The organism is Pararobbsia silviterrae (assembly GCF_003628125.1).
Taxonomy (GTDB): domain Bacteria; phylum Pseudomonadota; class Gammaproteobacteria; order Burkholderiales; family Burkholderiaceae; genus Pararobbsia; species Pararobbsia silviterrae.
This window is the reverse complement of the sequence record NZ_RBZU01000011.1, coordinates 106,213-127,569: the sequence shown is the minus strand read 5'-3', so window position 1 is coordinate 127,569 and position 21,357 is coordinate 106,213. Positions and strand designations below refer to the sequence as shown.

Below are 21,357 nucleotides of genomic sequence, written 5' to 3'. Positions count from 1 at the left end.
GGGCCCTTCTCGTTTCAACGGTCTTAATGTCTCGGCGCCCTTACGTCTCGGCGCCCTTACACCCTTATGTCTCTACGTCCTTGCGCCTCGGCGCTTCAACGTCTCGGACGTCTCAGATCCGGTTCGCGAGCTCGGTCGCCTTGCCGATGTACGAACCCGGCGTCATCTCGAGCAGGCGTTGCTTCGCTTCGTCGGGAATCGCAAGGCCGCGCACGAACGTCTGCAGCGCTTCGCGCGTGATGCCCTTGCCGCGCGTGAGTTCCTTGAGCTGCTCGTACGGGTTTTCGATGCCGTAGCGGCGCATGACGGTCTGTACCGGCTCGGCCAACACTTCCCAGCAATTGTCGAGATCTTCAGCGAGACGCTGCGGATTGACTTCGAGCTTGTCGAGGCCGCGCAGGCACGCGTCGTAGGCGAGCAGCGAATAGCCGAACGCGACGCCGATGTTGCGCAGCACGGTCGAGTCCGTCAGGTCGCGCTGCCAGCGCGACACGGGCAGCTTGTCCGCGAGATGGCGCAGCAGCGCGTTCGCGAGACCGAGGTTGCCCTCCGAGTTCTCGAAGTCGATCGGGTTGACCTTGTGCGGCATCGTCGACGAGCCGATCTCGCCGGCCTTCAGGCGCTGCTTGAAATAGCCGAGCGAAATGTAACCCCAGACGTCGCGGTTCAAGTCGAGCAGCACGGTGTTCGCGCGCGACACCGCGTCGAACAGTTCGGCCATGTAGTCGTGCGGTTCGATCTGGATCGTGTACGGGTTGAACGTGAGACCCAGACGCTGCTCGACGACGTCGCGCGAAAACGCTTCCCAGTCGAGTTCGGGATACGCGCTCAGATGCGCGTTGTAGTTGCCCACGGCGCCGTTCATCTTGCCGAGCAGCTGTACCGACGCGATCCGCTCGATCGCGCGCGCGAGACGCGCGGCGACGTTGGCGAGTTCCTTGCCGAGCGTCGTCGGGCTCGCGGGCTGACCGTGCGTGCGCGAGAGCATCGACAGCGCCGCGTGATCCTTCGCGAGCGCGACAAGCTTGTCGTGGAGCTTGCGCAGCGCGGGCAGCATCACGTGTTCGCGCGCGCCCTTGAGCATGAGGCCGTGCGACGTGTTGTTGATGTCTTCGGACGTGCACGCGAAATGGATGAACTCGCTCGCGCGTTCGAGTTCGGCCTGGCCCTTGACCGACTCCTTGAGCCAGTACTCGACGGCCTTGACGTCGTGGTTCGTCACGCGCTCGATGTCCTTGATGCGCGCCGCATCGGCCGTCGAGAAGCGCTCGACGAGCGCGAGCAGATGCTGCTCGGCCGCCGCCGAGAAGCGCGGCACTTCGGGCAGACCCGCGTGCGACAGCGCGATGAGCCAGTTGATCTCGACCTGGACGCGGTGGCGCATGAAGGCGGCTTCGGACAGCCAGTCGCGCAGCGCTTCGGTCTTCGACGCATAACGGCCGTCGAGGGGCGAAAGCGCCGTCAGGGCGGTCAGGGAATCGGGGCGGAGTTCGGACATGATCGGCTTGGGCAAAGGAACCGCGCGACGCTCGCGACGCGCATCGCGGGGGCGATGTCGGGCGCAAACGCACACGGATCGGTACGTCGGGAAGGAGCCCGCGATTTTACCATCGTCGACGCATGAGGCCCGCGCGGCCGCCGCCGACGATCCCCGATCATCGCGGAATCATCCGTCAATCAGCCCGGATCGACGCTTGCCCCGCTCGGATCGCCCCCCGCCAATCTCAGATCATTCCCGACTATCCACGGATCGTCGCAGACCACTCTCGGATTATCCCCAGCCGTCACAGGGCATCACCGCCACACGGGCACGGATCCGGCCGCCGCACCGCGATCCGCGTGCGTGCCCGGCCGGCCCGCGCGCGTCTGTTCGCATGCACACGGTACGGCGCCCTGCGCGCCATCCGTGACGCCGCATGCCGCGCAGCCCGATCCGGCTGCCCGCATGGCGAGCGGCCATGGTGTAATCCTGAAGCCGCATCGAAGCGTTAATGGCGAGCCGCTTATACTCCCCGTGGTTAATTTGAAGGGCAAAGATGAAACTCATCGGTTCGCTGACCAGCCCATTCGTCCGCAAGGTACGCGTGGTCATGGCTGAAAAGAAGATCGACTATCAACTCGTGCTCGAAGACGTCTGGTCCGCCGACACCCAGATCGATACGTACAACCCGCTCGGCAAGGTGCCGTGCCTCGTCATGGAGGACGGCGAGGCCGTGTTCGACTCGCGCGTGATCTGCGAATACGTCGACACGATGACGCCCGTGGGCAAGCTGATTCCGCCCGGCGGCCGCGAGCGCGCCGAAGTCCGCTGCTGGGAGGCGCTCGGCGACGGCGTCAACGAAGCGGCCGTGCTGATCCGTCAGGAATATATGCTGCGCGACGCGTCCGAACGCAGCGCGCGCTGGATCGCGCGTCAGACGCGCAAGGTCGAGCACGGACTCGAAGCGATGTCGAAGGGACTCGGAGAGAAGGCGTGGTGCGCGTCGAATCACCAGACGCTCGCCGATATCGCGATCGGCTGCGCGCTCGGCTATCTGGACTTCAGAATGCCCGAGATCGCATGGCGCGACACGCATCCGAATCTGGCCAAGCACTTCGACAAACTCATGCAGCGTCCGTCGTTCGCCGACACCGTGCCGCACGACTAGGCGGCGTCACCCTCGGAGCCCGGCTTGGGCCTTGAGCCTTGGGCCCTGAGCTTGAGCTTTTGAGCCTTGTGCCCTGAGCCTTGTACTCCGAGCCTCGAGCCCTGAATCAAGGCCCGCGTGTCGAACCCGGGCCTCGGCCCGTGCGGCCCCCTCGAAGCCCGCGATCCGATTCCGGATCAGGCGGCCACCGCGGCGTGCGTGCCCGAGCGATCGGACGCCGGTACCGCGTGCTCGATGATGCCGCCCCCGAGGCACACGTCGCCGTCGTAGAGCACGGCCGACTGGCCCGGCGTGACGGCCCACTGGGGATCCGCGAAATCGAGCGAGAACGCATGGGCCGCGCCGACGCGCGCGACGGTGCATGCCGCATCGGATTGCCGGTAGCGCGTCTTCGCGGCGATCTTCGCGCCCGGCGCGGGCGGCTCGCCCGCGACCCAGCTCGCGTCGATCGCGTCGAGCGAAGGCGCCGCGAGCCACGGATGATCGTGACCCTGCACGACATAGAGCGTGTTCGTCTCAACGACCTTGCGCGCGACGAACCACGGCTCGCCGCTGCCGTCGCGGCTGCCGCCGAGGCCGATGCCCTTGCGTTGCCCGAGCGTGTAGAACGCAAGCCCGATATGCTCGCCGACGCGCTTGCCGTCGTCGGTCAGCATCGGCCCCGGCTGAGTCGGCAGATACCGGTTGAGGAACTCGCGAAACGGCCGCTCGCCGATAAAACAGATTCCGGTCGAGTCCTTCTTCTTCGCGTTGGGCAGGCCGATCTCGGCCGCGATGCGCCGGACTTCGGTCTTCGGGATCTCGCCGAGCGGGAACATCGCGCGCGCGAGCTGCGACTGCGTCAGACGATGGAGGAAGTAGCTCTGGTCCTTCGTCAGGTCCTTCGCCTTGAGCAGTTCGACACGCCCGTCGTCCGCGCGGCGCACGCGCGCGTAGTGGCCCGTCGCGATCGTGTCGGCGCCGAGCGCGATCGCATGGTCGAGAAAAGCCTTGAACTTGATTTCGGCGTTGCAGAGCACGTCGGGGTTCGGCGTGCGGCCGGCCGAATATTCGCGCAGGAATTCCGCGAACACGCGGTCCTTGTATTCGGCCGCAAAATTGACCGCCTCGACATCGATACCGATCAGATCGGCCACCGACACGACATCGATCCAGTCCTGCCGCGTCGAGCAGTACTCGCCGTCGTCGTCGTCCTCCCAGTTCTTCATGAACAGGCCCACGACGTCATACCCTTGTTCCTTGAGCAGCCAGGCCGTCACCGACGAGTCGACGCCGCCCGACATGCCCACCACCACCTTTTGCTTCGCCATAAGTTCGACCGTTTCCCGGAGCGTCGGCGATGCAGGGATGCGCCGGTCGCGTCTCGGGAAATTCCTTCAGGATTCAATGACTTCGCATTCTACCGGGAAGGCTCGCGGCGCGCTTGGACGCGTGCGGCCCGACGCACGGAACGCCCGCGTCCGCGCATACCGCTTTCGGTAGAGTCTGCCGATCGGCGCGCGCCGCGCGACGCCGGGGCGAGCCCCGACAGTTTTTCGACGCAATGTCGGTTAAAGTCGTGCCCACGTCAGTCACAGTCGTACCAGCCTCGGTTTCATCTCCCGGACGGTGCGTGTCGCGCCCCGTCCGGTCCACGAACAAGGGGGTAACGTAATGCGCATTGGCATACCCGCCGAAGTGCGGGAGGGAGAAACGCGTGTCGCGGCGACGCCGGAAACGGTCAAACGCCTCGCCAGCGCGTCACACCAGGTACTCGTCCAGGCAGGCGCCGGGGCCCACGCGTTCTTCACCGACGACGCGTTCCGCGCCGCCGGCGCCGAGATCGTCGATGCGTCCGCCGCGTTCGGCGCGGACATCGTGCTCAAGGTTCGCGCGCCGAGCGACGCCGAACTGCCGTATATGAAACCGGGCACGGTGCTGATCGGCATGCTCGATCCGTTCGACACCGAGCAGGCCGATCGTCTCGCCGCGGCGCGGCTCACCGCGTTCGCGCTCGAATCCGCGCCGCGTACGACGCGCGCGCAAAGTCTCGACGTCCTGTCGTCTCAGGCCAATATCGCGGGCTATCGCGCGGTGCTCATGGCGGCGGCCCTCTATCAACGCTTCATGCCGATGCTCATGACCGCGGCGGGCACCGTCAAGGCGGCGCGCGTCGTCGTGCTCGGCGCGGGCGTCGCGGGTCTGCAGGCGATCGCGACCGCGAAGCGGCTCGGGGCCGTCATCGAAGCGTCGGACGTGCGTCCCGCGGTCAAGGAGCAGATCGAATCGCTCGGCGCGAAGTTCATCGACGTGCCCTATGAGACGGCCGAAGAAGAGGAAGCCGCCCAGGGCGTCGGCGGCTATGCGCGGCCGATGCCGCCCGCGTGGCTCAAGCGGCAGGCCGCGGCCGTCCACGAACGGCTCAAGCAGGCCGACATCGTGATCTCGACCGCGCTGATCCCGGGGCGCGCCGCGCCGACGCTCATCGACGAAGAGACTGTCAAGGCCATGAAGCCGGGCTCGGTCATCGTCGATCTCGCGGCGGGCCGCGGCATCGAGCAGCCGCACGGGCGCGGCGGCAACTGTCCGCTGACCGAGGCCGACAAGACCGTCGTGCGGCACGGCGTGCAGATCGTCGGGCATACGAACCTGCCCGCGACCGTCGCGGCCGATGCGTCGTCGCTCTATGCGCGCAATCTGCTCGACTTCCTCAAGCTGATCGTCGACAAGGACGGCCGGCTCACGATCGACCTCGACGACGACATCGTCGCCGCCACCCTGCTTGCGCGTGACGGCGAGCGCGCCCGCAAGGCTTAACGGGGAGAACAAGACACCATGGAACTGGTCAACCACCTGATCGTGTTCGTGCTGGCCGTCTACGTCGGCTATCACGTCGTCTGGACCGTGACACCCGCGCTGCACACGCCGCTGATGGCCGTGACGAACGCGATCTCGGCGATCGTGATCGTCGGCGCGATGCTCGCGGCGGCGCTCACGGTGAGCCCCGCCGGCAAAGTGTTCGGCACGATCGCCGTGCTGCTCGCGGCAATCAACGTGTTCGGCGGCTTTCTCGTCACGCGGCGCATGCTCGAAATGTTCCGCAAGAAGACACCGAAGAAGGACGCCGCGAACACGGAGGGCGCGCGATGAGCTACGAAGTCGTCACCCTCCTCTATCTCGTCGCGTCGGTCTGTTTCATCCAGGCGCTCAAGGGCCTCTCGCATCCGACGACGGCGCGGCGCGGCAATGTGTTCGGCATGAGCGGCATGACGATCGCCGTGCTCACGACGCTCGCGCTCATCTATAACCGCGCGGTCGAGATGCAGGTGCCGCTCGGCACGGGTCTCGCGCTGCTGTTCGGCGCGCTCGTGGTCGGCGGCGCGATCGGCGCCTATGTCGCGAACCGCGTCGAGATGACGAAGATGCCCGAACTCGTCGCGGCGATGCACTCGCTGATCGGGCTCGCGGCTGTCTGTATCGCGTATGCGGTCGTCTCGGAGCCGTCGGCGTTCGGGCTCGCGCCGGTCGGCGACCCGACCGTGCCGCACGGCAATCGCGTCGAGTTGTTCATCGGCACGTTCGTCGGCGCGATCACGTTCTCGGGCTCGGTCATCGCGTTCGGCAAGCTCTCGGGCAAATACAAGTTCCGGCTGTTCCAGGGCGCGCCGGTCGTCTATGCGGGCCAACATCTGATCAATCTGCTGCTGGCGATCGCGATGATCGGCTTCGGCGTGATCTTCGTGCTCTCGCAGTTGTGGCTGCCGTTCATCCTCATGACGCTCGTCGCGTTCGCGCTCGGCGTGCTGATCATCATCCCGATCGGCGGCGCGGACATGCCGGTCGTCGTGTCGATGCTCAACTCGTACTCGGGCTGGGCGGCGGCCGGCATCGGCTTCTCGCTGAACAATTCGATGCTGATCGTCGCGGGTTCGCTCGTCGGCTCGTCGGGCGCGATCCTCTCGTACATCATGTGCAAGGCGATGAACCGCTCGTTCTTCAACGTGATCCTAGGCGGCTTCGGCGGCGAGGCGTCGGCGGGCACCGGCGCGGCGACCGAGCAGCGTCCGGTCAAGTCGGGATCGGCCGACGATGCGGCGTTCATGCTCGGCAATGCCGAGAGCGTCGTCATCGTGCCCGGCTACGGGCTCGCGGTGGCGCGCGCGCAGCACGCGCTCAAGGAGCTGACGGACAAGCTCGTCGAGAAAGGCGTCGAGGTCAAATACGCGATCCATCCGGTCGCGGGACGCATGCCCGGACACATGAACGTGCTGCTCGCCGAGGCCGAGGTCCCGTACGACCAGGTGTTCGAGATGGAGGACATCAACGCCGAGTTCGGGCAGACCGACGTCGTGCTCGTGCTCGGCGCGAACGACGTCGTGAACCCGGCCGCGAAGGATCCGAAGTCGCCGATCGCGGGCATGCCGATCCTCGAGGCCTACAAGGCGGCGACCGTCATCGTGAACAAGCGCTCGATGGCGTCGGGCTATGCGGGCCTCGACAACGAACTGTTCTATATGGACAAGACGATGATGGTGTTCGGCGACGCGAAGAAGGTCGTCGAGGACATGGTCAAGGCCGTCGAATAAGCCACGCGCGCCGAACAGTCTCATCCACACGGACTGCGCGCGATCACGCGTCGCCCATCACGCGGATGGCCCAGCCCAGGAGCGAGGGTTGCGCCGCCGCGTCGTTCGGATCGAGCGGATTCGCAAAGCCCGTGTTAACGACACGCAAGGTCCACGCGCCGTCCATACGCTCCGACATGAACGCGTTCGAGGCGAAGACCACCTCGCCCGACAACTCCGGCGTGTCGAGCATTGTGTACGGCGTGAGCAGCACGCTGCGCGTGCCCGACGGCGAGGTCAGCTCGATCGCGAGATCCGAGAAGTTGACCTTGTCGAGCGCCACGCGCACCTGAACGAATTCGACCAGCCCCGACTGCGGCACGCGGATCGTATCCGAGGCGCCCGCGGCTTTGCCGCGAGGAATCGCGACGCGCCGCGCGGGATCCGTCGCCTGGAGCCGCGCCAGCCCGACCCACTCGGTGCTCGGCATCGGGCCGCTCAAATGGCGCGGCCAATTCCGCGCCACGTCGACGGCGCGTTGCGCATCGACGAGCCCATATCCGTATGCGTTGTGAAACCAGAGGCCCGCGCCGTTGCGCGTCCATCCGGGCTCGGCGACATAAGCACTCCGATCGGCGAGCAGCACGCTCAAGGGCGCGCTCTGCGCATCGACGCGCCGCGATGTGCGCGCGAGAATCACACGGATATCGCGCCAAGTCAGCGCGGGATTCGCTTCCAGCATCAGTGCGATGACGCCGGCGACGCTCGGCACGGCCGACGACGTGCCGCTCGAAATGGAGAGGTAGTTGCAGCGCGCGTTGAGCGCGCCGAACAACAAGGTGCCGGGCGTCTCGAAATCGGTGAGGTGCTCGACCTCGACCGTCGGTGTGTGCGCGACGACGCCGCGCTCGCACCCCGAGATGTCGGTCGTGATCCATCGCAGCGGCGCCGAGCCTGCCGGGGTCGGTGCGTCGTCGCCGCCCAGTCCCGCGACGAGTACATTGGCTCCCGTGTTTGAAAAACTCGAGCGTTTGCCTGTCGCGTTGACCGAACTCACGACGATCGTCTGCGGCAACAGACGCGCGACCGAAAACGCGGCATGACCGCACGTGAGGCCAACATACTTCGCGCGCGGGCATCGCACGTCGCCCATGCCGTCGAACTCGTTACCGGACGGCTTGACGACGACGGCGCCTCGACCGCCGCGCAAACCCGGCAATTGCGCAAGTGCGCGCACTTCGCTGTCGCTTTCGAACTCGTGGAATTCCGGCAAGCCGATGAACATCTCGTACGACGCCGAAAACACATCCGTATTGCGGCTGAACGGCGCGCCGCCGTAGGTCTGCATCAACGCCCGCTCATCGGGCCGCTCGCCCCCCGCGAGCAATTGCGCGGCGCCCAGCGTCGCGCCGGGGGCCACACCCCGTCCACCGACACCATTGCGGGCCACGGCGGCGACGATACCGGCCATTGCCGTACCGTGCGAAACGCCATCGTCCGAGCCGACATCGGTCGCCGAGGCGTCGTTCGTATTGGTGAAACTATGCAGCATCGAGCGGTCGACATTCGCCGCGAGATCCTCGTGGCGCGCGTCGAGACCGCCGTCGACGATCATGACGCGAACCCCCTTGCCCGTGATGCCTTGCCGGTAGACGGGCACGACGTTCAAATCGATGCCGCGCGTGTACGGTCCGGGCAGAAACAGATTGCCGCGGTTCAGCAACGGCCACTGGAACGGGAACAACGGATCCGCTTCGCGTTCCGGCGGGCGCTGCGCCTGCGTCCCGAAATTCACGCTCTTCGGCTTCAACACGTTGTAAAGCATGAGCGGCTCGGCGCTCGCGACAGCTGCGAAGGACCCGGCGCCGATCGCGCACAACACGATACCGGCCGAAAAAGAGAATGGGGACATGGACGCGCTCCGAGGGTCAGCCAACACGCTCACCCTAGCGGCTCGTCAATCAGGCCTCTGCCGTAAACCGGCCATACCGGCATCGCAAAACCATCGTGCGCTTACGGATTTCGCGGCGAATGCGGTCGTGAAACACCGCGAGATCCGTGAAACGCGCCCGTGATCCGACGCGCCGGACGCGCTCGACGACGCCTCACTCACCGCGTCGTCGCATGTGCGGCGACAGCGGATCAGTGATCCGCGGCCGCACCATCCTGCGCGTCGCCGTCGCGGCGACGCACGGGGCCCGCGACGACGTCGAAACGGAACAGCCGGCATTCGAGCGCGCCGTTATAAAGCGGCGTCTTCGTCGACTCGCGCAGGCGCAATTGGCCCGGCAGTCCGCGGTCCGACGTCAGCATGAACGCGCGCCAGCCCGCGAAGTGCTGCTTGAGCGCGCTACCGAATGCGAGGAAGAACTCGGCGCCAAGCTCGTCGGCATGCGCGCGTTCGAAGCCGCGCGGCGCATCGTCATCGTCGCCGCGCGCGTTGCCGCCATACCCGCCGCGCTCGCCTCGCACGCCGCGTTCGCTGCGCGCGGTCGGCCGCGCTTCGCCGCGCGGTCCGCGGCCGCGGACTTCGATACGCTCGCCGTACGGCGGATTCGCGACGAGAATGCCCGGCGCGGCGCTCGGCGCGATCATGTTGCGCGCGTCGAGCTGCTTGAGCGACAGCGTCGGCACGCCCGCGCGCGCGAGATTCGCACGCGCCTTCTCGAGCATGTCGCCCGAAATATCGCTGCCGAAGATCGGCAGATCGCGCACGTTCGCACCGCGCGCGGCGCGCGCCTTGTCCATCGCGGCGACCTTGAGCGTCTGCCACGCGGTGATGTCGTAGCTCTTGAGCTTCTCGAAACCGAAGCGGCGCTGCACGCCGGGCGCGACGCCAAGCGCTTGCTGAACCGCCTCGGCGAGGAAGGTGCCGCTGCCGCACATCGGATCGTAGAGCGGCGTGTCGGGCGTCCAGCCCGTCAGGCGCAGGATGCCGGCCGCGAGATTCTCGCGCAGCGGCGCCGCGCCCTTGTCGAGCCGCCAGCCGCGCTTGAACAGCGGCTCGCCCGAGGTGTCGAGATAGAGCGTGCAATCGGTCGCGGTGACGAACACGAAGATCCGCACATCGGGCTCGGCCGTATCGATATTCGGACGCGCGCCCGTCTTGTCGCGCAAGCGGTCGCAGACCGCGTCCTTGACCTTGAGCGTCGTGAATTCAAGGCTGCGCAGCGGCGACTTGATCGCCGTCACGTCGATGCGCAGCGTCTGGTTCGCCGTGAACCAGCGCTCCCACGGCTGTTCGAGCGCGAACGCGAAGATATCGTGCTCGTTGCGGTAGGGGCGCGCGGCGATCTTGAGCAGGACGCGACTCGCGATCCGCGAATGCAGATTCGCGGCCATCGCCGCGCTCCACTCGCCCGAGAAATGCACGCCGCCCGGCACGTCGGCGCCGACCGTGATTGCCGCATGCGCGCCCAGATCACGCAGCTCGGCCGCAAGCGCCGCTTCGAGCCCGCGTGGGCAGGGTGCGAAAAATTCAAAGGAAGACATCGGCAAATCCGGCGCGGAAGGACAAGGCGCCATTGTACGCGGCGCACGCTTGCCTGACGGGGGCGATTGGACCGGAGCGCGTCAGCCGCGTCGCTTGGAGCGCCTCGCTCAAGGGACCTTGCTCAAGGCGGCGGCTCGCAGCTCGGCGCATGCAGGCCGAGACGCACCGACGACGACCCTCGCAGCGCAAACCGCGACTCAGCCGCCTTCGCCACCCTGGCCATGACGGACGGCCTTCTCGACGATCTCGTCGACGAGATGCGCGACGTCCTGGTCGATATCGACGACAACTGCCTCATGCGGCCCCGGCGGTTCGAGCGTATCGAGCTGACTCTGCAGCAGCGAGGGGTCGAAGAAGTGTCCCTTGCGGCCCGCGAGCCGGCGTTCGAGCACCTCGCGCGTGCCCTGCAGATAGACGAAGATCACGTCCTTGTCGCCCGCGCGAAGGATCTCGCGATACGAGGCCTTGAGCGCCGAGCACGCATAGACGTAATCGACGCCCTGCGCGCGCCGCTGTTCGATATCGGCGCGGATCGCGCGCAGCCAGGGCCAGCGATCGTCATCGGTCAACGCGATGCCCGCGTGCATCTTCTGCTTGTTGGCGTCGCTATGAAACGAATCGGCATCGGCAAAACCGCAGCCGAGCCGGGCCGCGAGCTGCTCGCCGACCGTCGTCTTGCCGCTGCCCGATACCCCCATCGCGATCAAAATCATCGTGACTCCTTGTTGCATCCTATCCAGTCGGTCGGCCCACCGTGGCGACCTTAAACCGGTCGATTAAAACACGTCGGACCGATTTGCATCCAGGCAGAGGCTCAGAACACCGAAGCGAGCCCGAGCGTCAGAACGAGTCCCATGACCGAAATGATCGTTTCGCAGAGCGACCAGGTCTTGAAGGTCTGCGAGATCGTCATGCCGAAGTATTCCTTGACGAGCCAGAACCCCGCGTCGTTGACATGCGAGAAGATCAGCGAGCCCGCACCCGTCGACAGCACGAGCAATTCGGGCCGCACGGCCGCGGTCGCCGACGTCGCGAGCGGCGCGACGATGCCGCAGGCCGTCGTCATCGCGACGGTCGCCGACCCCGTGGCGAGCCGGATCAGCGCCGCGACGAGCCAGCCGAGCACGAGCGGCGAGAGACTCAGCGACGACGACGAGTCGATGATCTGCTGCGAGATGCCGGTCTCGCGAAGAATCGCGCCGAAGCCGCCGCCCGCGCCGATCACGAGCACGATGCCGGCGATCGGTCCGAGGCTCTCATTGACGAATTTGAGAATCTGCTCGCGATCGAACCCGCGCGCGCCGCCGAACGTCCAGAAACTGACGAGCACGGCGACGAGCAACGCGACGACCGAATTGCCGAGCAGTTTGACGATATCGTTCGCGAGCGAGTGCGCGGGCGTGAACAGGTCGGCCCAACTGCCGATCAGCATCAGCGCGACGGGCAGCAGCACGGTGAACAGCGTGATGCCGAAGCTCGGCAGATCGCGCGGATACGGATGGCTGTCGCGCGCGACGGCGACTCGTACGGTGTCGCCGCCCGCATCGCGCGCGGCCGCGCCGGCCTTCGACGCCGCGCGCCGATCGGTGGCCTCGCCCGGCACGCCGCGCTCGGCGCGGCTGCCGATGAACTGGCGCGCGATCGCGTTATCGGGATTCAGGTGGATGTGCTTGTAGATCGACAGCGCGAACAGCGGCCCCGCGACGATCGCGATCGGAATGCCGATCAGCAGCCCGAACGCGATCGTCTTGCCGATATCGGCATGAAACGCCTGGACCGCGAGCAGCGCCGCCGGGTGCGGCGGAATCAGGCCGTGCACGATCGACAGCCCCGCGATCATCGGCACGCCGATCAGCACCATCGACTTGCCCGTGCGCTGCGCGAGATTGAACGCGATCGGGATCAGCAGCACGAAGCCGACCTCGAAAAACACGGGCAGACCGACGATGATCGCGATGCACATCATCGCCCAGTGCACGTGCTCCTCGCCGAATAGGCCGATCAGCGTCGTCGCGATGCGCTCCGCGCCGCCCGACTCGGCCATCATCTTGCCGAGCATCGTGCCCAGGCCGATGACGAGCGCGATATGCCCGAGCGTGCCGCCCACGCCCGTCTCGAAGGCCTTGACGATCTTCTCCATCGGCATGCCCGCGGCGACCGCGAGCGCGAGCGAGACGACGAGCAGAACGATGAAGGGATTGATCTTGAAACGCGCGATCAGAACGATCAGCGCGACGATGGCGACGAGCGCCTCGATGAGCAACGGGGTCCCGTGTACGGCGCCCATGCGTGTCTCCTAGGGTCGCGGACGCGGAACGTCCGCCTTGTTATTGTCAGACCTTCAGTGGACCTGCCTAGACCTTCAGTGACCTGCTTTGACCTGCTCCTTCCTTGACACACCGCGCGGGAGCGCATGCGCGCCATTCGCACCATGCGCGCGCACCGGACGTCTCCGTGTCCGGCGCGCCACGCCATGCGAGACCGTCAGGCGGCCTTTTGCGCGTGGTGATGCGCGAGCTGGCTCGCGCCGCGCGCGAGGCGCGTGACTTCGGCCCAGTCCTTCGCCGCGACGGCCGACTTCGGCGTCATCCACGAACCGCCGACGCAGACGACGTTCGGCAGCGCGAGGAAATTCGGCGCCGTCTCGGGCGTGATGCCGCCCGTCGGGCAGAAGCGCAGCGTCGGGAACGGGCCGTAGAAGGCCTGCAGCATCGGCACGCCGCCCGCCTGTTGCGCCGGGAAGAACTTGACGATCTCGTAGCCGAAGCTCACGGCCTGCACGAGATCCGACGGCGTCATGCAGCCGGGCAGCAACGGCAGACCCGCCGCGACCGCGGCGTCGTGCAGCTCGCGCGTAAGGCCCGGCGACACGCCGAACTGCGCGCCGGCCTTCTTCGCGGCCGCAACCTGTTCGGGCTTCGTCAGCGTACCGACGCCGACCACGATGTCGTCGGCGATCTTGCTGGCCGCTTCGATGACGCCGAGACCGGCCTCGGTGCGCAGCGTGATTTCGAGCACCTTGACGCCGCCCTCATAGAGCGCGCGGCACACGGCCTCGCCTTCTTCGACCGATTCGAACGCGAGGACCGGGATAACGGGACCGATACGAACGATATCGCTGACTTTGATCATTGCTTGCTCCTTCGATGGATTCACTGTCTCGTACAGGGGCGGCGCATGCGGCCGCCCGGGCAACTGCATCGCGGCCGATGAACGCGGCGCCGGCATGCGCTTTCGCATACGCGGCGCGGCGCGCATCGGCCGCTCATGGGTCCGTCTACCGGCCGGCCGTCAGCGTCGCCGCCGCGCCCGCGGCAACCGAGGCGCCCGCGGCCGTCTTGGCCTGCTCGCCCGGCAGCTTGCCGAACACCGAGGCGCCGAATTCGGCGGGCATCGCCTGCGACCGGAACACGCCGAACAGCTCGCGGCCGAAGCCGACTTCGTTCTCGTCCTGATGCGGCGGCTGCGCGACGTCGCGTTGCGCCCAGATCTGCGCGTCGATCTCGACGTCGAGCACGCCGGCTTCGGCGTCGATGACGATCATATCGCCCGTGCGCACCTTGCCGAGCGGGCCGTTGAGCAACGCTTCGGGCGACACGTGGATCACGGCGGGCACCTTGCCCGACGCGCCCGACATGCGGCCGTCGGTCACGAGCGCGACCTTGAAGCCCTTGTCCTGCAGCACGCCGAGCGGCGGCGTCAGGCGGTGCAGCTCGGGCATGCCGTTCGCGCGCGCGCCCTGGAAGCGCACGACCGCGACGAAGTCCTGATTGAGCTTGCCCGCATCGAACGCGGCCTGCACTTCTTCCTGCGAATCGAACACGATCGCGGGCGCGCGGACCGTGCGGTGCTCGGGCGCGACCGCCGAGATCTTGATGACGCCGCGGCCGATCTTGCCCTGCATCAGACGCAAGCCGCCGTCCGCCTGGAACGGTTCGGCCGCCGGACGCAGCACCTTCGCGTCGAGCGTTTCGCGCGTGCCCTCGACCCATTCGAGCTTGCCGTCGATGAGCTTGGGCTCCTTCGTGTAGTGCGACAGGCCCTTGCCCGCGACCGTCGTCACGTCTTCGTGGAGCAGCCCCGCGCCGAGCATCTCGCGCACGAGGAACGCCATGCCGCCCGCGGCATGATAGTGATTCACGTCGGCCTTGCCGTTCGGGTAGATCTTCGCGAGCAGCGGCGTCGTTTGCGAGAGCTCGTCGAAATCGTTCCAGTCGATCAGCACGCCGGCCGCGCGCGCGATCGCCACGAGGTGCAGCGTATGGTTCGTCGAGCCGCCCGTCGCGAGCAGGGCCGCGATGCCGTTGATGATCGCCTTCTCGTCGACGACGTGACCGATCGGCGTGTACTGCGAGCCGTCGGCCGTCAGTTCGAGCACGCGATGCGCGGACGCGGCCGTCAGCGCATCGCGCAGCGGCGTGTGCGGATGCACGAAGGCCGTGCTCGGCAGATGCAGGCCCATGACTTCCATGAGCATCTGGTTGCTGTTCGCCGTGCCGTAGAACGTGCACGTGCCGTGGCCGTGATACGCCTGGGCCTCGGCTTCGAGCAGCTCGTCGCGGCCGCACTGGCCGGTCGCGAACCGTTGGCGCGTCTTCGCCTTGTCGTCGTTCGAGAGGCCGCTGGTCATCGGTCCGGCCGGCACGAAGATCGTCGGCAAATGACCGAATTGGAGCGCGCCGATCAGCAGGCCCGGCACGATCTTGTCGCAGATGCCGAGACACAGCGCCGCGTCGAACATATTGTGTGTTAGCGCTACCGCCGTCGACATCGCAATGACTTCGCGCGAGAACAGCGAGAGCTCCATGCCCGGATTGCCCTGCGTGATGCCGTCGCACATCGCCGGCACGCCGCCCGCGAATTGCGCGACGCCGCCCGCTTCGTTGGCCGCGCGCTTGATGATGTCCGGATACGACACGAACGGCGCATGCGCCGACAGCATTTCGTTATACGACGAGACGATGCCGATATTCGGCACGCGCACGGCCTTGATCTTCATCTTGTCGTCGCCGACGAGGCCCGCGAAACCATGCGCGAGGTTCGCGCACGAGAGCGCATTGCGTGCCGGGAACTTGCCCTGTGCATCGGCGATACGCTGGAGATAGGCTTCGCGCGTCGCGCGGCTGCGCTCGATCACACGGGCCGTGACCTTCTGCAAATTATGATGCGGGGATACCATCGAATGTGCTCCTTGCCGGCCGCCTTGCCGCGATCGATTTTTTGGTCTTTTTGGTGTGAGAGTTCGGAATTTTAACTCAAACCCCCCAGGCGGCCGCGCGCACGGCTGTGCGATTATGTCGCCGAAGCCATTTCCGCCGTGTGCGCCGTCTCGTCATGCCTATCTCCGCCGATCGTTCCCCATCGGATCTGCCCCCCGATACTTCCGACACGTCCGGCACGCCCGGTACTTCCGACACGTCCGACGGCTCGGCCGGCTCGAACCCGCCGCCCTCCGATGTCGCGACGGCCGCGCCGGCCGGCGCGGGCTGGGAGAGCGCCGACGATCCGTTCGTCTGGCTCGAACAGAGCGAGACGAAGCGCGTCTCGGCATGGGTGCACGCGCAGAACGCCCGAACGCTCGCCGCGTTCGCGCACGGCGACGCCTTCGAGACGCTCGTCCAACGCCTCGTCGACGACGCGCTGTCGCCCGATCAGCTCGTGATCCCGACGCGGCGCGGCGACTGGGCCTACGATTTCTGGCAGGACGAAGCGCATCCGCTCGGCGTCTGGCGGCGCGCGCGCTGGGTCGACTGGCTCGCGGGCACGGCCCAATGGCATGCGCTGCTCGATCTCGACGTGCTCAGCGAGGACGAGGAAGTCGACTGGGCCTGGCATGGCGCGAGCGTGATCGAGCCCGCCGGCGACCGCGCGCTCGTCCATCTGTCGCCGGGCGGCGGCGACGCCGTCGTCGTGCGCGAATTCGATCTCGCGACGGGCGATTTCGTCGCCGACGGCTTTCACCTCGAGACCGTCGGCAAGCACAGCGTCGGCTGGATCGATCGCGACACGATCTATCTCCAGTGGGATCCGAGCGAAGGCGACACGAACCATCCGAGCGTCACGCGTTCGGGCTATCCGCGCAAAGTCCGCCGCTGGTCGCGCGGCACCGCGCCCGCCGAGGCGCCCGTCGTCTTCGCATGCGACGCGAGCGACCTCTCGGCATCGGCGTCGTACGACATCGAATGCGGCCGGCACTTCGCGTACCGGAGCGTCTCGATGGAGGACGGCATCACGTATCGGCTCGACGGCGACACCTGGCGCGCGTACGACGTGCCGCTGCATGCCGATGTCTACACGTGGAAGGGCTGGCTCATGGTCGCGCCGCGCCGCGACTGGGACATCGGCGACACCGTGCATCGGGGCGGCGCTCTGCTCGCGATCCGCGAAGACGCGTTTCACGCGGGATCGCGCACGTTTCTCGCGCTCTTCACGCCCGATGCGAAAACCGCGCTGACGGGCTTCCAGACGGGCAAGACCTGGGCCGCGATCAGCTATTCGGACGACCTCGTGTCGCGCACGCGCTTCTGGCAACCGCCCGAGCTGCCCACGGGCCTCGGCTCGCCGACGGCGACACCCGCCGTCGAAAGCGAGCTTGTCCTGGGATCGGGCGCGCTCGCCTCGGGCATCGATCTCGGAATCGGCGTCGCGCGCGCACGGGACAGCGCGGCGCTCGATCCCGACGCGCACGCGCTGCGCGAGATGCCGGTCGTCGCGGGCAGCGAAACCTCGACGTGGTTCATCGACGACCTCGTCGACGACGCGGTGTTCGTACTCAGCAATCACTATCTCGAACCGCCGACGCTCTGGCGCGGCGACGCGCGCGCCGACGACCTCGGCGCGTTGGAGCGCATCCAGCAATTGCGCGCGTCGTTCGACGCCGCCGAGATGACGGTGATCCGCGCGGTCGCGCACGCGCCCGACGGCACCGCGATCCCGTATTGGGTCATCGGCCGGCGCGCGGTCATCGAGTCCGCGCATCGCACGCCCGCGCCGTGTCTGCTCTATGGCTACGGCGGCTTCGAAATCGCGCTCGAACCGTCGTATGCGACAAGCCAGGGTATGGGCTGGCTCGAACAAGGCGGCGTCTATGTCGTGGCCAATATCCGCGGCGGCGGCGAATACGGCCCGTCGTGGCATCAGGCCGCGATGCGCGAGAAGCGTCCGGTCGCGTTCGACGATTTCGTCAGCGTCGCGCGCGCGCTGATCGCCGAGGGCTTCACGACATCGGCGCAGCTCGGCATCCAGGGCGGCAGCAACGGCGGCCTGCTCGTCGCGGCGTGCATGGTCCGGCACCCCGAACTGTTCGGCGCGGTCGTCTGCGAAGTGCCGGTGCTCGACATGCAGCGCTATCACCGCTTGCTCGCGGGCGCCTCGTGGATCGACGAATACGGCGATCCGGACGCCCCCGAAGATGCGCGCTTCCTGTCCGCGTATTCGCCGTATCACCGCGTGGCGGCCGAGGTCCGTTATCCGGCCGTGCTGTTCACGTCGGCCGCCGGCGACGACCGCGTTCATCCGGCGCACGCGCGCAAGATGGCCGCGCGCATGCAGGCACAGGGGCATGCGGATATCTGGTACTACGAGGAGACGCAAGGCGGCCACGGCGCGACGCCCGATCCGCGCGACGGCGCGCGCAGCACGGCGCTCGTCTACGCGTTCCTATGGGCGACGATCGGGAAAAACGGCCGATAACGGCGGCGGCGGGTCCCTGCGAGGATGCTCCGCCACGCATTCCGTCGGTCGGATATTCCGTCGATAGGATGAGGCGCGGCGATCGCGCGCCTAGAAGGGCTTGACGACGACGAGCAGCACCGCGGCGAGCAGCGCGAGCACGGGAAGCTCGTTGAAGATCCGGTAGAAGCGATGCGAGCGCGTGTTTTCACCGCGCTCGAACTGCACGAGAATCCGGCCGCACAGCGCGTGATAGACGATCACGAGCACGACGACGCCGAGTTTCGCGTGCATCCAGCCCTGCCCCTGTCCGATCCCGAACACGACGAACAGCCAGAGCCCGAACACGATCGCCGGCACCGCGATGAACGTCATGAAGCGGAACAGCTTGCGCGCCATCAGCAGCAGCCGCGCGGTCGCCGCGGGATCGGTCTCCATCGCGAGATTCACGAAGATCCGCGGCAAATAGAACAGCCCGGCAAACCACGAAGCGACAAATACGATATGCAGCGCCTTGATCCAGAGCATCGTGTCGCGCGCCCTATTGCCGGACTTCGCCGTGCCCGAGCACGACGTACTTGAGCGACGTGAGGCCTTCGAGACCGACCGGGCCGCGCGCGTGAAGCTTGTCGTTCGAGATGCCGATCTCGGCGCCGAGGCCGAATTCGAAACCATCCGCGAAGCGCGTCGACGCATTGACCATGACGCTCGCCGAATCGACTTCGCGCAGGAAGCGCATCGCGCGGTCGTGGTCTTCGGTCACGATCGCATCGGTATGCGCAGACCCGTATTCGTTGATGTGATCGATCGCCGCGTCGAGGCTCGCGACGACCTTGACCGCGAGAATCGGCGCGAGGTATTCGGTCGACCAGTCTTCGGGCTGCGCGTCCTTGACGTCATCGAGACCCGACGCATGGAGGATCGCCTTCGACGCCGCGTCGACGCGCAACTCGACGCCCTTGTCGTGAAACAGCTTGCCGAGCATCGGCAGCGCGCGCGGCGCGATGCCTTCGGCAACGAGCAGCGTCTCCATCGTATTGCACGTGCCGTAGCGATGCGTCTTCGCGTTCTCGGCGATGCGCAGCGCCTTGTCCATATCGGCGCAGTCGTCGACATAGACATGGCAGATGCCGTCGAGGTGCTTGATCATCGGCACGCGCGCATCGGCGATCAGGCGCGCGATCAGGCTCTTGCCGCCGCGCGGCACGATCACGTCGACGTAATCGGTCATCGTGATGAGCTTGCCGACCGCGGCGCGGTCCGTCGTTTCGACGACCTGGACGACGTCGGCGGGCAGCCCCGCGGACGCAAGCCCCTCGCCGATCGCGCGCGCGAGCGCCGTGTTGCTTTCGATCGCTTCGGAGCCGCCGCGCAGGATCGTCGCGTTACCCGACTTCAGGCATAGCGCCGCAGCGTCGATCGTCACGTTCGGGCGCGATTCGTAGATGATGCCGATCACGCCGAGCGGCACGCGCATCTGGCCGACTTGAATGCCGGTCGGGCGGAACTTGAGGTTGCCGATCTCGCCGACCGGATCGGGCAGCGCCGCGACCTGGTTGAGGCCTTCGATCATCGTCTTGAGCGCCTTGTCCGACAACGTGAGCCGGTCGATGAACGCCGGATCCTGGCCGTTGCGCTTCGCGCGCTCGACATCGCGCGCGTTCGCCGCGCGCAGCGCGTCGACGTCGCGTTCGATCGCGTCGGCGATCGCCTTGAGCGCGGCGTTCTTCGCCGCCGTGCTCGCCTTCGCGATCGCACGCGACGCGGCGCGCGCGCGCTGGCCCACGCGCTCCATGTATTCGTCGATATCGCCTACGGCGCTTGCCTGCGCCGTCACCTGATCGTTCGCACCCATCTTCTTCACACCCAAGGATTGCGCCGGCAAATCGCGTCCAATCGCGCGCCGGCCGTTCATTCTATGCTGCCCGCCGCGGCGGCGTCATGGCCGTCATCGCGAGCTCGAACAGTCCCGCCCACGGGTCGGCCGGCGGCAACGCGACCGCCGCCGAGCCGCGCCGCGTCCCGCGCGTGCCCGTGAGTCCCTTGACCTGCCGGTCGAGTTTCGCGGCGAGTTCGAGTCCGCGCTCGAGCGCGGCTTCGCTGACGCGCGACAACGCGGGGCCGATCAAGCGCTCGCGCGGTCCCCAGACGCGGTTCTCGCGCAACAGCACCGCGAGCGGCTTGCCGCCCGCGACACCGCGTTTGACACGCAGCAGCGTGCGGATTTCTTCGGTCAACGCCCAGAGCACGAGAACCGCGGCCTCGCCTTCGCCGCGCAAGCCGTCGAGCATGCGCGCCGTACGCCCGACATCGCCCGCGAGCACGGCTTCGCTGAGCTTGAACACGTCATAGCGCGCGACGTTGAGCACGGCGTCCTGCACCGATTCGAGATCGAGCACGCCGTCGGGATGCAGCAGCGCGAGCTTCTGGATTTCCTGATGCGCGGCCAGCAGATTGCCCTCGACGCGCTCGGCGATAAAGTCGAGCGCGCGTCGCCCGGGTTCGCCGGGCGCAAGCCGCTGCCCCTGCGCCGCGAGACGTTGTCCGATCCACGCGGGCAGTTGCGCGCGTTCGACCTTGTCGATCTTGATCGCGACGCCGCCATCGACAAGCGCATTGAACCAGGCCGTCTTCTGCGTCGCCGCGTCGAGACGCGGCAGCGTGACGAGCGTCAGCACGTCGTCGTTGACCTCGCCCGCGATCCTCTGAAGCATCTCGCCGCCTTCCTTGCCGGGCTTGCCTGTCGGAATACGGACTTCGACGAGCTGCCGATCGCCGAACAGCGACATCGACTGGCTCGCGCCGAGCAGGCTGCTCCAGTCGAACCCGCGCTCGACCGTGAACACATTGCGCTCGGTGAACCCTTCGCCGCGCGCGCGCACGCGAATCGCGTCGACCGCCTCCTGGACGAGCAAGGGCTCGTCTCCGTAGACGGTATAGAGGCGCCCGAGGCCCTTGGCCAGATGAGCGCCGAGCGCATCGGCACGCAGTTGCATCGCGT

Annotated in this window: 16 protein-coding genes; 5 read left to right on the top strand and 11 right to left on the bottom strand. The window is 67.1% G+C overall.

Annotation, left to right across the window (positions count from 1 at the left end; all coding sequences use genetic code 11):
- Nucleotides 1–112 precede the first annotated feature (112 nt).
- Nucleotides 113–1,498 (bottom strand): adenylosuccinate lyase, encoded by a 1,386-nt coding sequence (gene purB / locus D7S86_RS21525; protein ID WP_121089162.1) that lies wholly within the window; start codon nt 1,496–1,498, stop codon nt 113–115.
- A gap of 538 nt (nt 1,499–2,036) precedes the next feature.
- Between purB and D7S86_RS21520 the strand changes: the two genes are divergently transcribed.
- The gene (locus D7S86_RS21520; RefSeq protein ID WP_121089160.1) at nt 2,037–2,648 is read left to right on the top strand and encodes a glutathione S-transferase N-terminal domain-containing protein; all 612 of its coding nucleotides are present in this window, start codon (nt 2,037–2,039) and stop codon (nt 2,646–2,648) included.
- Between the two features lie 176 nt (nt 2,649–2,824).
- On the opposite strand, the gene mnmA is transcribed toward D7S86_RS21520, so the two are convergent.
- On the bottom strand, nt 2,825–3,997 hold the full coding sequence (gene mnmA, locus D7S86_RS21515; protein WP_276313531.1) for a tRNA 2-thiouridine(34) synthase MnmA: 1,173 nt from the start codon (nt 3,995–3,997) through the stop codon (nt 2,825–2,827).
- A 304-nt stretch (nt 3,998–4,301) separates the two neighbouring features.
- Here mnmA and D7S86_RS21510 point away from each other — a divergent pair, with 304 nt between their 5' ends.
- From D7S86_RS21510 to D7S86_RS21500, 3 genes are read left to right on the top strand one after another with little or no spacing between them, the layout of a single operon-like run.
- Nucleotides 4,302–5,444: a Re/Si-specific NAD(P)(+) transhydrogenase subunit alpha gene (locus tag D7S86_RS21510; RefSeq protein ID WP_121089156.1), complete on the top strand. Its 1,143-nt coding sequence runs from the start codon at nt 4,302–4,304 to the stop codon at nt 5,442–5,444.
- 18 nt (nt 5,445–5,462) lie between these two features.
- Nucleotides 5,463–5,777: an NAD(P) transhydrogenase subunit alpha part 2 gene (locus D7S86_RS21505; protein ID WP_121089154.1), complete on the top strand. Its 315-nt coding sequence runs from the start codon at nt 5,463–5,465 to the stop codon at nt 5,775–5,777.
- The gene (locus D7S86_RS21500; RefSeq protein ID WP_121089152.1) at nt 5,774–7,213 is read left to right on the top strand and encodes an NAD(P)(+) transhydrogenase (Re/Si-specific) subunit beta; all 1,440 of its coding nucleotides are present in this window, start codon (nt 5,774–5,776) and stop codon (nt 7,211–7,213) included. The genes D7S86_RS21505 and D7S86_RS21500 overlap by 4 nt, the downstream gene beginning before the upstream one ends.
- 43 nt (nt 7,214–7,256) lie before the next feature.
- On the opposite strand, the gene D7S86_RS21495 is transcribed toward D7S86_RS21500, so the two are convergent.
- From D7S86_RS21495 to edd, 6 genes are all read right to left on the bottom strand, one after another.
- Entirely contained in the window at nt 7,257–9,104 is a 1,848-nt protein-coding gene (locus D7S86_RS21495) for a S8 family serine peptidase (RefSeq protein ID WP_121089150.1), read from the bottom strand.
- A 230-nt stretch (nt 9,105–9,334) separates the two neighbouring features.
- Nucleotides 9,335–10,684 (bottom strand): THUMP domain-containing class I SAM-dependent RNA methyltransferase, encoded by a 1,350-nt coding sequence (locus D7S86_RS21490; RefSeq protein ID WP_121089147.1) that lies wholly within the window; start codon nt 10,682–10,684, stop codon nt 9,335–9,337.
- 198 nt (nt 10,685–10,882) lie between these two features.
- Nucleotides 10,883–11,398 (bottom strand): gluconokinase, encoded by a 516-nt coding sequence (locus tag D7S86_RS21485; RefSeq protein ID WP_121089398.1) that lies wholly within the window; start codon nt 11,396–11,398, stop codon nt 10,883–10,885.
- Between the two features lie 101 nt (nt 11,399–11,499).
- Complete coding sequence (locus tag D7S86_RS21480) at nt 11,500–12,972, bottom strand: GntT/GntP/DsdX family permease (RefSeq protein ID WP_121089145.1); 1,473 nt, start codon at nt 12,970–12,972, stop codon at nt 11,500–11,502.
- 197 nt (nt 12,973–13,169) lie between these two features.
- On the bottom strand, nt 13,170–13,817 hold the full coding sequence (gene eda, locus D7S86_RS21475; RefSeq protein WP_121089143.1) for a bifunctional 4-hydroxy-2-oxoglutarate aldolase/2-dehydro-3-deoxy-phosphogluconate aldolase: 648 nt from the start codon (nt 13,815–13,817) through the stop codon (nt 13,170–13,172).
- A gap of 145 nt (nt 13,818–13,962) precedes the next feature.
- Complete coding sequence (gene edd, locus D7S86_RS21470; RefSeq protein ID WP_121089141.1) at nt 13,963–15,864, bottom strand: phosphogluconate dehydratase; 1,902 nt, start codon at nt 15,862–15,864, stop codon at nt 13,963–13,965.
- 155 nt (nt 15,865–16,019) lie between these two features.
- Here edd and D7S86_RS21465 point away from each other — a divergent pair, with 155 nt between their 5' ends.
- Nucleotides 16,020–18,377: a prolyl oligopeptidase family serine peptidase gene (locus tag D7S86_RS21465; RefSeq protein WP_147432417.1), complete on the top strand. Its 2,358-nt coding sequence runs from the start codon at nt 16,020–16,022 to the stop codon at nt 18,375–18,377.
- 90 nt (nt 18,378–18,467) lie between these two features.
- On the opposite strand, the gene D7S86_RS21460 is transcribed toward D7S86_RS21465, so the two are convergent.
- From D7S86_RS21460 to holA, 3 genes are all read right to left on the bottom strand, one after another.
- Nucleotides 18,468–18,884 carry a CopD family protein gene (locus D7S86_RS21460; protein ID WP_121089137.1) on the bottom strand — a complete coding sequence of 139 codons (417 nt, stop codon included), beginning with the start codon at nt 18,882–18,884 and terminating at the stop codon, nt 18,468–18,470.
- A gap of 13 nt (nt 18,885–18,897) precedes the next feature.
- On the bottom strand, nt 18,898–20,211 hold the full coding sequence (locus D7S86_RS21455; protein WP_121089396.1) for a glutamate-5-semialdehyde dehydrogenase: 1,314 nt from the start codon (nt 20,209–20,211) through the stop codon (nt 18,898–18,900).
- Nucleotides 20,212–20,272: 61 nt separating this feature from the next.
- Nucleotides 20,273–21,352 carry a DNA polymerase III subunit delta gene (gene holA / locus D7S86_RS21450; RefSeq protein WP_121089135.1) on the bottom strand — a complete coding sequence of 360 codons (1,080 nt, stop codon included), beginning with the start codon at nt 21,350–21,352 and terminating at the stop codon, nt 20,273–20,275.
- Nucleotides 21,353–21,357: the final 5 nt, after the last annotated feature.

Coding starts and splice junctions, on each gene's coding strand:
- purB (WP_121089162.1), bottom strand. CDS start 1,498: ATGTCCGAACTCCGCCCCGATTCCCTGACCGCCCTGACGGCGCTTTCG.
- D7S86_RS21520 (WP_121089160.1), top strand. CDS start 2,037: ATGAAACTCATCGGTTCGCTGACCAGCCCATTCGTCCGCAAGGTACGC.
- D7S86_RS21510 (WP_121089156.1), top strand. CDS start 4,302: ATGCGCATTGGCATACCCGCCGAAGTGCGGGAGGGAGAAACGCGTGTC.
- D7S86_RS21505 (WP_121089154.1), top strand. CDS start 5,463: ATGGAACTGGTCAACCACCTGATCGTGTTCGTGCTGGCCGTCTACGTC.
- D7S86_RS21500 (WP_121089152.1), top strand. CDS start 5,774: ATGAGCTACGAAGTCGTCACCCTCCTCTATCTCGTCGCGTCGGTCTGT.
- D7S86_RS21495 (WP_121089150.1), bottom strand. CDS start 9,104: ATGTCCCCATTCTCTTTTTCGGCCGGTATCGTGTTGTGCGCGATCGGC.
- D7S86_RS21490 (WP_121089147.1), bottom strand. CDS start 10,684: ATGTCTTCCTTTGAATTTTTCGCACCCTGCCCACGCGGGCTCGAAGCG.
- D7S86_RS21485 (WP_121089398.1), bottom strand. CDS start 11,398: ATGATTTTGATCGCGATGGGGGTATCGGGCAGCGGCAAGACGACGGTC.
- D7S86_RS21480 (WP_121089145.1), bottom strand. CDS start 12,972: ATGGGCGCCGTACACGGGACCCCGTTGCTCATCGAGGCGCTCGTCGCC.
- eda (WP_121089143.1), bottom strand. CDS start 13,817: ATGATCAAAGTCAGCGATATCGTTCGTATCGGTCCCGTTATCCCGGTC.
- edd (WP_121089141.1), bottom strand. CDS start 15,864: ATGGTATCCCCGCATCATAATTTGCAGAAGGTCACGGCCCGTGTGATC.
- D7S86_RS21465 (WP_147432417.1), top strand. CDS start 16,020: ATGCCTATCTCCGCCGATCGTTCCCCATCGGATCTGCCCCCCGATACT.
- D7S86_RS21460 (WP_121089137.1), bottom strand. CDS start 18,884: ATGCTCTGGATCAAGGCGCTGCATATCGTATTTGTCGCTTCGTGGTTT.
- D7S86_RS21455 (WP_121089396.1), bottom strand. CDS start 20,211: ATGGGTGCGAACGATCAGGTGACGGCGCAGGCAAGCGCCGTAGGCGAT.
- holA (WP_121089135.1), bottom strand. CDS start 21,352: ATGCAACTGCGTGCCGATGCGCTCGGCGCTCATCTGGCCAAGGGCCTC.